General features: G+C 68.7%; 5 protein-coding genes and 1 pseudogene. 5 read left to right on the forward strand and 1 reads right to left on the reverse strand.

Annotated features, from left to right (window positions below; all coding sequences use genetic code 11):
- From spt to BACI71_RS09640, 5 genes are all read left to right on the forward strand, one after another.
- The gene (gene spt, locus BACI71_RS09620; RefSeq protein WP_159758107.1) at positions 1–1269 is read left to right on the forward strand and encodes a serine palmitoyltransferase; all 1269 of its coding nucleotides are present in this window, start codon (positions 1–3) and stop codon (positions 1267–1269) included.
- Positions 1270–1316: 47 nt separating this feature from the next.
- Positions 1317–3263 (forward strand): ATP-binding protein, encoded by a 1947-nt coding sequence (locus BACI71_RS09625; RefSeq protein WP_159758109.1) that lies wholly within the window; start codon positions 1317–1319, stop codon positions 3261–3263.
- Positions 3264–3347: 84 nt separating this feature from the next.
- On the forward strand, positions 3348–4547 hold the full coding sequence (lptF, locus tag BACI71_RS09630; protein ID WP_201297343.1) for an LPS export ABC transporter permease LptF: 1200 nt from the start codon (positions 3348–3350) through the stop codon (positions 4545–4547).
- A complete protein-coding gene (gene lptG, locus BACI71_RS09635) occupies positions 4544–5638 on the forward strand; it encodes an LPS export ABC transporter permease LptG (RefSeq protein WP_159758111.1) in 1095 nt (364 codons plus the stop codon). Before lptF ends, lptG begins: the two co-directional genes overlap by 4 nt.
- 96 nt (positions 5639–5734) lie before the next feature.
- Positions 5735–7315, forward strand: a complete 1581-nt coding sequence (locus BACI71_RS09640; protein WP_159758113.1) for an aldehyde dehydrogenase (NADP(+)) — start codon at positions 5735–5737, stop codon at positions 7313–7315.
- A 700-nt stretch (positions 7316–8015) separates the two neighbouring features.
- Here the strand turns inward: BACI71_RS09640 and BACI71_RS09645 are convergent.
- Positions 8016–8413 (reverse strand): annotated as a pseudogene (locus BACI71_RS09645) (dihydroxy-acid dehydratase domain-containing protein); the annotation flags it as partial.

Raw genomic sequence — 8413 nt, forward strand, 5'->3', positions numbered from 1 at the left:
ATGACCGAAACCGGACTCCAGAGCGAGAAGCGGCCCGCCGAGCCCGTCGCCGTGCCGCCCGCGCGCGACCTGTTCGCGAAGTTCGATCCGCTGCTCGCCGAACGCGACGCCCTGATGAGTTCGGGCGTGCGCGATCCGTTCGGGATCGTCATGGAGCAGGTCACCTCGCCGACCACCGCGGTGATCCGCGGACAGGAGACGATCCTGCTCGGGACCTACAATTACATGGGCATGACGTTCGACCCGGACGTGATCGCCGCCGGCACCCGCGCGCTCGAACAGTTCGGCAGCGGCACCAACGGCAGCCGGATGCTCAACGGCACGTTCCGCGACCACGTCGAGGCGGAAGACGCGCTCAAGGAATTCTACGGCGCGAGCGGCGCGATCGTCTTCTCGACCGGCTATCAGGCCAATCTCGGCACGATCTCGACGATGGCGGGCCGCGGCGAATATGTCATCCTCGACGCCGACAGCCACGCGTCGATCTACGACGGCTGCAAGATGGGCGACGCCGAAATCGTCCGCTTCCGCCACAATTCGGTCGAGGACCTCGACAAGCGGCTGGGTCGGCTGCCGAAAGAACCGGGCAAGCTGGTGGTGCTGGAGGGCGTCTATTCGATGCTCGGCGACATCGCACCGCTGCGCGAGATGGTGCAGGTCGCAAAGAAGCACGGCTGCATGGTACTGGTCGACGAGGCGCATTCGATGGGCTTCTTCGGCGACCATGGCCGCGGCGTCTACGAGGCGCAAGGCTTGGTGCTCGGCGAGGACGTCGATCTGGTGATCGGCACCTTCTCCAAGTCGGTCGGCACGGTCGGCGGCTTCTGCATCTCGAATCATCCGAAGTTCGAGGGGCTGCGCTTCTCGTGCCGCCCGTACATCTTCACCGCCTCGCTCCCCCCGTCGGTGGTCGCGACCGCCGCCACCTCGGTGCGCAAGCTCATGACCGCGCACGACAAGCGCGCCCGGCTGTGGAACAACGCACGTCAGCTGCACGCGGGGCTGAAGGGGCTGGGCTTCGCGCTCGGCACCGAGTCGTGCGATTCGGCGATCGTCGCGGTGATCCTGCAGGATCAGGCGCAGGCGGTGGTGATGTGGCAGGCGCTGCTCGAGGCCGGGCTGTACGTCAATGTCGCCCGCCCGCCGGCCACCCCCTCGGGCACCTTCCTGCTGCGCTGCTCGATCTGTGCCGAACATACGTCCGAGCAGATCGACCGGGTCATCACGATGTTCGCGGCGGCAGGACGCCTCGCGGGTGCGACCAAATGACGGCGCATTTGCCTTCTCTTAACGCCTGTTAACCTAGCGTCGCGGCCGTGACTGATCGCGACGACATCACCGGACCACTGACCTGGGCATGGCGCACCGTCGCGCTTGGCGTGCTGGCAGTCGCCGGTGCGGTGGTGCTGGCGCTGCTCGTCGTCACGCTGGCGGAGGTGAACGGGCAGCGCGACCGCGCGCTCGCGTCGCAGCGCCATAGCTACGACGTGATGATTCTCGCGCGCACCGTGCAGGGCACGGTCGCGCACGCCGAGGCGTCGCTCGGCCGGTACGTGATCTCCGGCGACCAGCAACTCGGGCAAATCTACTACGACGACTGGCGACGCGCCAAACAGGCGATCCAGCGGCTCGCCAAGCTGACGCACGACAACGACGTGCAACTGACGCATGTCGCCGTCTTGCAGGAGGCGTTCCGGACCCGCGGCGACGAACTGGCGCTGACCGCGCTCAGCACCAATTACGGCAAGAACAGCCAGGCGCTCTCGCGCTTCTATCAGGCGCGGCAAAGCGACGCGCTCACCCGCATCAACGATTCGCTCGACGGGATTATCACCGACGAGCGATTGCTGCTCGAGATGCGCACCGCGCAGGCGCGCGCCTCCGTCCGCCGTTCGACCACCATCGCCAAGGTGCTGGCGGTGTTCGGCCTGCTGCTGGTCGGCGGCGGGATCACGATGGGCTGGATCATGGTCGAGGCGCTCGCGGACCGTGCGGTCGCACGCGACGAGGCGGAGAGCGAGCGGCTGCGCGCCGACGAACTGGCCGAGGCCGTGGCGCGCGCGACGGAGGAATTGCGCGCGCAGGAGGCGCGGCTGCGACAGGTGCAGAAAATGGAGGCAGTCGGGCAATTGACCGGCGGTATCGCACACGACTTCAACAACATGCTGGCGGTGGTGCTCAGCGGTGTCGAACTCGCCGGCCGCCACTTGCCGCGTGGTGCCGACGAGGCCGCGCGGCATCTGGAGGGCGCGCGCGAGGGAGCGGAGCGCGCCGCGGCCCTGACCGCACGATTGCTCGCCTTCGCGCGCGAGACCGCGATCAACCCGGAGCCAATCGCGGCAGCGGCGTTGTTCGAGGGGCTCGGCGACATGCTCACCCGCTCGCTCGGCGATGGAATGACGCTGGTACTGGAAGACGAAAGCGATGGGTGGTGCGTACGCGTCGATCGCGTCCAGCTCGAAAACACCCTCGTCAACCTTGCCGTCAACGCACGTGATGCGATGGATGGTCGCGGCACGCTGACGATCCGCGCCGGCCATACCTCGCTGCCTGGCGACGGCACGTCGGGGCCAGGCGGCGACTTCATGACGCTTGCGGTCGCCGACACCGGCTGCGGCATCGCGCCGGACGTACTCGACCGCGTGTTCGAGCCGTTCTTCACGACCAAGCCGCTCGGCAAGGGCACCGGGCTCGGGCTCAGCCAGACCTTCTCCTTTGCGCGTCAGATCGGCGGCGAGGTGACGATTGCCTCGCGTCTTCACGAGGGCACGACCGTCACGCTGCTGCTGCCGCGCGACCGGCGTGGGGAAAAGGCGCAACCTGCCCCCGTCCCCGCGTCGCCGGCACTTCCGGCGGCTGCGGCACCGGCCACCGACGGTCGCGCGATCCTCGTCGTCGAGGACGATCCGCGCGTTTTGTCAGCGACGATGGAGGCGCTCGCCGACCTCGGCCACCATCCCGTGGCGTGCGACGATGCGACCCGGGTCGGCGCCGTGCTGGAGACGATGGAGCACGTCGATCTGATCCTGTCCGACGTCCTGATGCCGGCGCTGACCGGACCGGAGATGATCGCGACGCTGCCGCTCGCCTTCGCGCAGGTGCCGGTGTTGTTCGTTACCGGCTTTGCCGGAGAGGCCAATGGCGGCATTGCGCTGGGCGACCATCCGGTGCTCCGCAAGCCGTTCACGCTCGCCGCGCTCGATCGCGCGGTCACGGCCGCTGCGGCGCGCGGCGACGATCCGGCACCGCTTGCCGCCGAATGACCCAAATCGGCTGCTGACGCGCCCGCCGACCCATCCTATAGCCGGTCGTCCCGTCTTCCACGCAAAGGCAGCGCTGCCCCGCCCATGACCTCGATCGACCGTTACATGGCCCGGCTGATCGCGCTGCCATTGTTCTCGACGTTGCTGATCTCGGCGATGCTGCTGATCCTCGACCGGATCCGGCGCCTGTTCGACTTCGTCGCGACGCAGGGCGGGCCGGTCAGCGTCGTCTGGAAGATGCTCGCCAACCTGCTCCCGGAGTATCTCGGCCTGGGGATACCGATCGGGCTGATGCTGGGCGTGCTGCTCGCCTTCCGCCGCATCGCGACGTCGAGCGAGCTGGACGTGATGCGCGCGGTCGGCATGAGCTACGGCCGGCTGCTGCGCGTGCCGTATTATTACGCGATCGTGCTCGCCGCGCTCAACATTGCGATCGTCGGCTACATCCAGCCGCAGGCACGCTACGCCTATGAGCAGCTCCGCTTCGAGCTGCGCACCGGCGCGCTCGGCGCGTCGATCAAGGTCGGCGAGTTCACGCACCTCGGCGATCGCATGACGCTCCGGATCGAGCGAAGCCAGGATCGCGGTCGCAAATTGTCGGGGATCTTCGTTCACGCCGAATCGCCGAAGGGGGACTGGGTCGGCGTCACCGCTGCGACCGGGCAATTTCTGGCGACCGACGACCCGAACGTCATCATCTTCCGCCTGACCAACGGCACGCTGATCCACAACCGCCCGGATTTCACGACTCCGCGCACGCTGACCTTCACCGCGCACGATCTGCCGATCAACCTGCCGCGCTTCGAGAGCTTCCGCACCCGCGGCGGCAAGAACCTCGAATATACGCTGCCCGAACTGGCGAAGCTCGGGCACGCCCCCGCCCGCAGCGCCGAACAGCGCGACGGCAGCCGTGCCGAATTCCACTTCCGGCTGGTCGAGGTCGCATCGATGTTCCTGCTGCCCTTGCTGGCCGTGGCGCTGGGCGTCCCGCCCAAACGCTCGACCTCCGCGCTCGGCGTGTTCCTGTCGATCGTGATGGTCGTGACGTATCACAAGATCAATCAATATGCCGCCTCGCTGGGCGAGCGCGGCTCGGTCGATCCGGCGATCGCCCTGTGGGTTCCGTTTGTGATCTTCGCCGTGCTGATCCTGTGGATGTACCATACGATCGCCAATGTCCCCGGCGGGCAGCCGATCGGCACGCTGGAGCGATTCTTCGGCAAGGCGTGGGCGATGGTGACACGCTACCTGCCCGGTCGCCGCCGCAAGGAGGCCCGCGCATGAGCGCGCTGTTCCCGTCGCGCACCGTCGCGATCTACATGGCGCGGCTGTTCCTGACGCGCACCTTCGGCATCCTGTTCGGGCTGGTGCTGGTGCTGCAGACGCTCGACCTGCTCAGCGAGAGCGGTCGCATCCTCGCCACCGCCGGCAATGGCGATGCGGAGGTTTGGCGCTACGTCTCGCTGCGCGCGCCGCAGCTGATCTCGACCTTCCTGCCCTTCTCGGTGCTGCTCGGCACGATCCTGACGCTCATCACCATGAACGCCAACAGCGAGGTCGTGGCGCTCAAGGCCGCCGGACTGTCCGCGCATCAGGTCCTCGCGCCGCTGGTGATCGCCAGCGTCGGAATCGCGATCGTCACCTTTGCCTTCAACGACCGCATCGTCAGCCGCGCGACCGCCGAGCTCGGCGCGTGGCAGAAGGTCAATTACGGCACGATGCCGATCGACCGCGGCAACCGCAGCAACGTCTGGGTGCGCGCCGGGGACGACCTGATCCAGGCCGATGCAATCGGCGGACGCGGTGCGGGCGCACAGCTGGGTGGCGTGACCGTCTATGAGCGCAACCCCGACGGCGGACTGCGCGGGCTCATAAACGCGCCGCGCGGCAAGCGCGACGGCGATGGCTGGCGGATCTGGCCTGCGCGGCGCTTCGACGTGGCGTCGGGCGCGGTCACGCGACTGGGTGCGACGGTCGTCGGCCACGGCGTGACCCCGGACCAGTTCACGCTCGCCAACGTCGACGGCGACGCCTTGTCGTTCGCAGGCCTGCGCGAGGCGATCGGCGACCTCGAGGAAGCCGGTCGTCCGACCAAGGCGCTGGAGGGCGTGCTGTGGCACAAATTGTCCGGTCCGCTGTCCTCGGTGCTGATGCCGCTGCTTGGCGCGGTCGCGGCGTTCGGGATCGCGCGGTCGGGCGCTTTGTTCATCCGCGCGGTCATCGGCATGGCGCTCGGCTTCGCCTATTTCGTCGCCGACAGTTTCGCGCTCGCGATGGGCAATCTCGGCGCCTATCCACCGTTTCTCGCCGCCTGGGCGCCGTTCCTGCTGTTCCTGCTGATCGGCGAGGCCGTCCTGCTGCGAACCGAGGAATAGGGGTCCGTACCCCTTCGCCGCGGGTCCGCAAGGCTTGCGAAATCACGGTCGGGCGCCTAACTAATGTCCGACTAATTCCCCATCACGAGGACGATCATGATCGACGGAGCGATGCTCATCGGCGCCGAGGCGCGTCAGGCTGACAAGCGATTCACCTCGGTCGATCCGTCGACCGGCGCGACGCTGACGCCGGACTTCTCGTCCGCCGGCCCCGACGCGGTCGACGCCGCCGCCGCGCTCGCCGCCGCGGCGTTCCCGACCTATGCCGCGACCGATCCCGAGACCCGCGCCGCCTTCCTTGAGGGCATCACTGACGAGATTCTCGCGCTCGGCGACGAGCTGATCGTCCGCGCGATGCAGGAAAGCGGTCTGCCGCGCGCCCGCCTCGAGGGCGAGCGTGGCCGCACCGTCGGCCAGCTCAAGCTGTTCGCGCAGGTCGTCCGTCAGGGCGACTGGCTCGACGCGACGATTGATCCCGCGATGCCCGATCGCCAACCGCTGCCGCGCCCCGACCTGCGCCGCATGAACGTCGCGCTCGGCCCGGTCGCGGTGTTCGGCGCGTCGAATTTCCCGCTCGCCTTCTCGGTCGCGGGCGGTGACACCGCTTCGGCGCTGGCAGCGGGCTGCCCGGTCGTCGTCAAGGGTCACCCGGCGCATCCGGGCACCGGCGAGCTGGTCGCGCGCGCGATCGCCAGGGCGGTCGAAAAGGCCGGGTTGCCGGCGGGCGTCTTCTCGTACCTGCCCGGCGAGACCAACGAGCTGGGCGGCGCGATCGTCCGCGATCCGCGCATCAAGGCGGTCGGCTTCACCGGCTCGCGCGGCGGCGGCATGGCGCTGATGAAGATCGCCGCCGAGCGTGACGAGCCGATCCCGGTCTATGCCGAGATGTCGGCGATCAACCCGGTCGTCATCCTGCCGCACGCGCTCGAAGCGCGCGGCGCGGCGCTCGCCCCGGCCTATGTCCAGTCGTTGACGATGGGCGCCGGCCAGTTCTGCACCAACCCCGGCCTGGTGCTCGCGATCGCCGGTCCGGCGCTCGACGCGTTCGTCGAGGCCGCCGGTCAGGCGCTGACCGAAAGCGCGCCGACGACGATGCTCACCCCCGGCATCCACGCCAGCTTCGAAAAGGGTGTCGAGGCGCTCGCCTCGCACGCGGCGGTCACCACCGTCGCGCGCGGCAAGGTCGGCGAAGGCGTCAACCAGGCAGTCGGCGCGCTGTTCCGCACCGACGCAGCGGCCTTCCTCGCCGATCGCGCGCTCGGGCACGAGGTGTTCGGCTCGTCGTCGATCGTCGTCGCGTGCCGCGATTTCGACGAACTGAAGCAGGTCATCGCCAGCCTCGAAGGCCAGCTGACCGCGACGCTCCAGATCGACGCCGAGGACGAGGCGGACGCCAAGGGGCTGATCCCGGTGCTCGCCGACCGCGTCGGCCGCATCCTCGTCAACGGCTGGCCGACCGGTGTCGAGGTCGCCCCGGCGATGGTTCATGGTGGTCCGTTCCCGGCGACCAGCGACGGCCGCACCACCTCGGTGGGCACCGGCGCGATTTACCGCTTCCTGCGCCCGGTCAGCCTCCAGAACCTGCCCGCCAGCCTGCTGCCGGACGCAGTATCGGACACCAACCCGTGGGGCATCGCCCGCCGCCTCGACGGCAAGCGCGAAGCCTCGCCGCGGTAAGTGTTACGGTTCGTTTGGATGCGGAAAGGGCGGCCTCGCGGGGCCGCCCTTTTTTTGTTCGCGCGGAGACGCGGAGACGCGGAGCTGTTTCGCCCGGCGCCGCAGGCATGTTCAAAACGAAGCCGCATCCGTCATTGCGAGCGTAGCGAAGCAATCCAGAGCCGGATCAGGACGCCCTGGATTGCTTCGCTTCGCTCGCAATGACGAACATGGTTTCTGGCCCCGGGCGGCAAACGCCCCCTCTCTGCGCCTCCGCGTCTCTGCGCGAACTCAATCGACGCGATGCCGCGAACACGAAGCTGTTGGCGGCGCGACACCGTGCCACTTGCCCCTCTTCTCCACCGGTTCATGTGCGGCAGTTTCATGCGCGCAGAGGCGCAGAGAGGTCGGGAGCGACGCATCGTTCCGGTCATCACAGCGATGCGAAAGGCTGCTGGCGCAGCCGGGAGGGACGCCACGAGCAACCCTCCGCGCCTCCGCGCCTCCGCGCCTCCGCGTGAGAAATCCTGAGTTCGCGCAGAGCGCCCAGAGGACGCGGCGAAGCGGTCGACGGGGCCACGGTCCGCGGCAGCGACCACCGTCACCCGGTGGTGGACGGGAACCGTGCCCGCGGCGCAACCGCTCTGCGCCCTCTGCGTGCTCTGCGCGAACAAAAAGGCGCGGAGAGAAGACCCTCCGCGCCTCCGCATGAACCACCTCGTCAGTGGTTGTCGCGCGGCAGCCCCATCGTCTGCGCGATGCGCTGGTACTTCTCGGCCCCTTCGAGGATCGCCCCGGTGCTCATCTGCCCGACGGTCGCGCGCTGGATCTCCTGCCACGGCGTCTGCGAGGCCGGATACGCAAATCCCCCCGCCGCCTCCAGCGCCGCACGCCGCTCGGACAGTTCCGCCTCCGGGATCAGCACGTTGGCCGTGCCCTTCGACAGATCGACCCGCACCCGGTCGCCGGTCTTCAGCAGCGCCAGCCCGCCCATCGCCGCCGCCTCGGGGCTCGCATTGAGGATCGACGGCGAGCCGCTCGTCCCCGATTGCCGCCCGTCGCCGATGCACGGCAACGCGTGGACGCCTTCGGTGATGAGGTACGCCGGCGGCCGCATGT

The organism is Sphingomonas sp. 8AM, from assembly GCF_902506455.1.
Lineage (GTDB): Bacteria > Pseudomonadota > Alphaproteobacteria > Sphingomonadales > Sphingomonadaceae > Sphingomonas.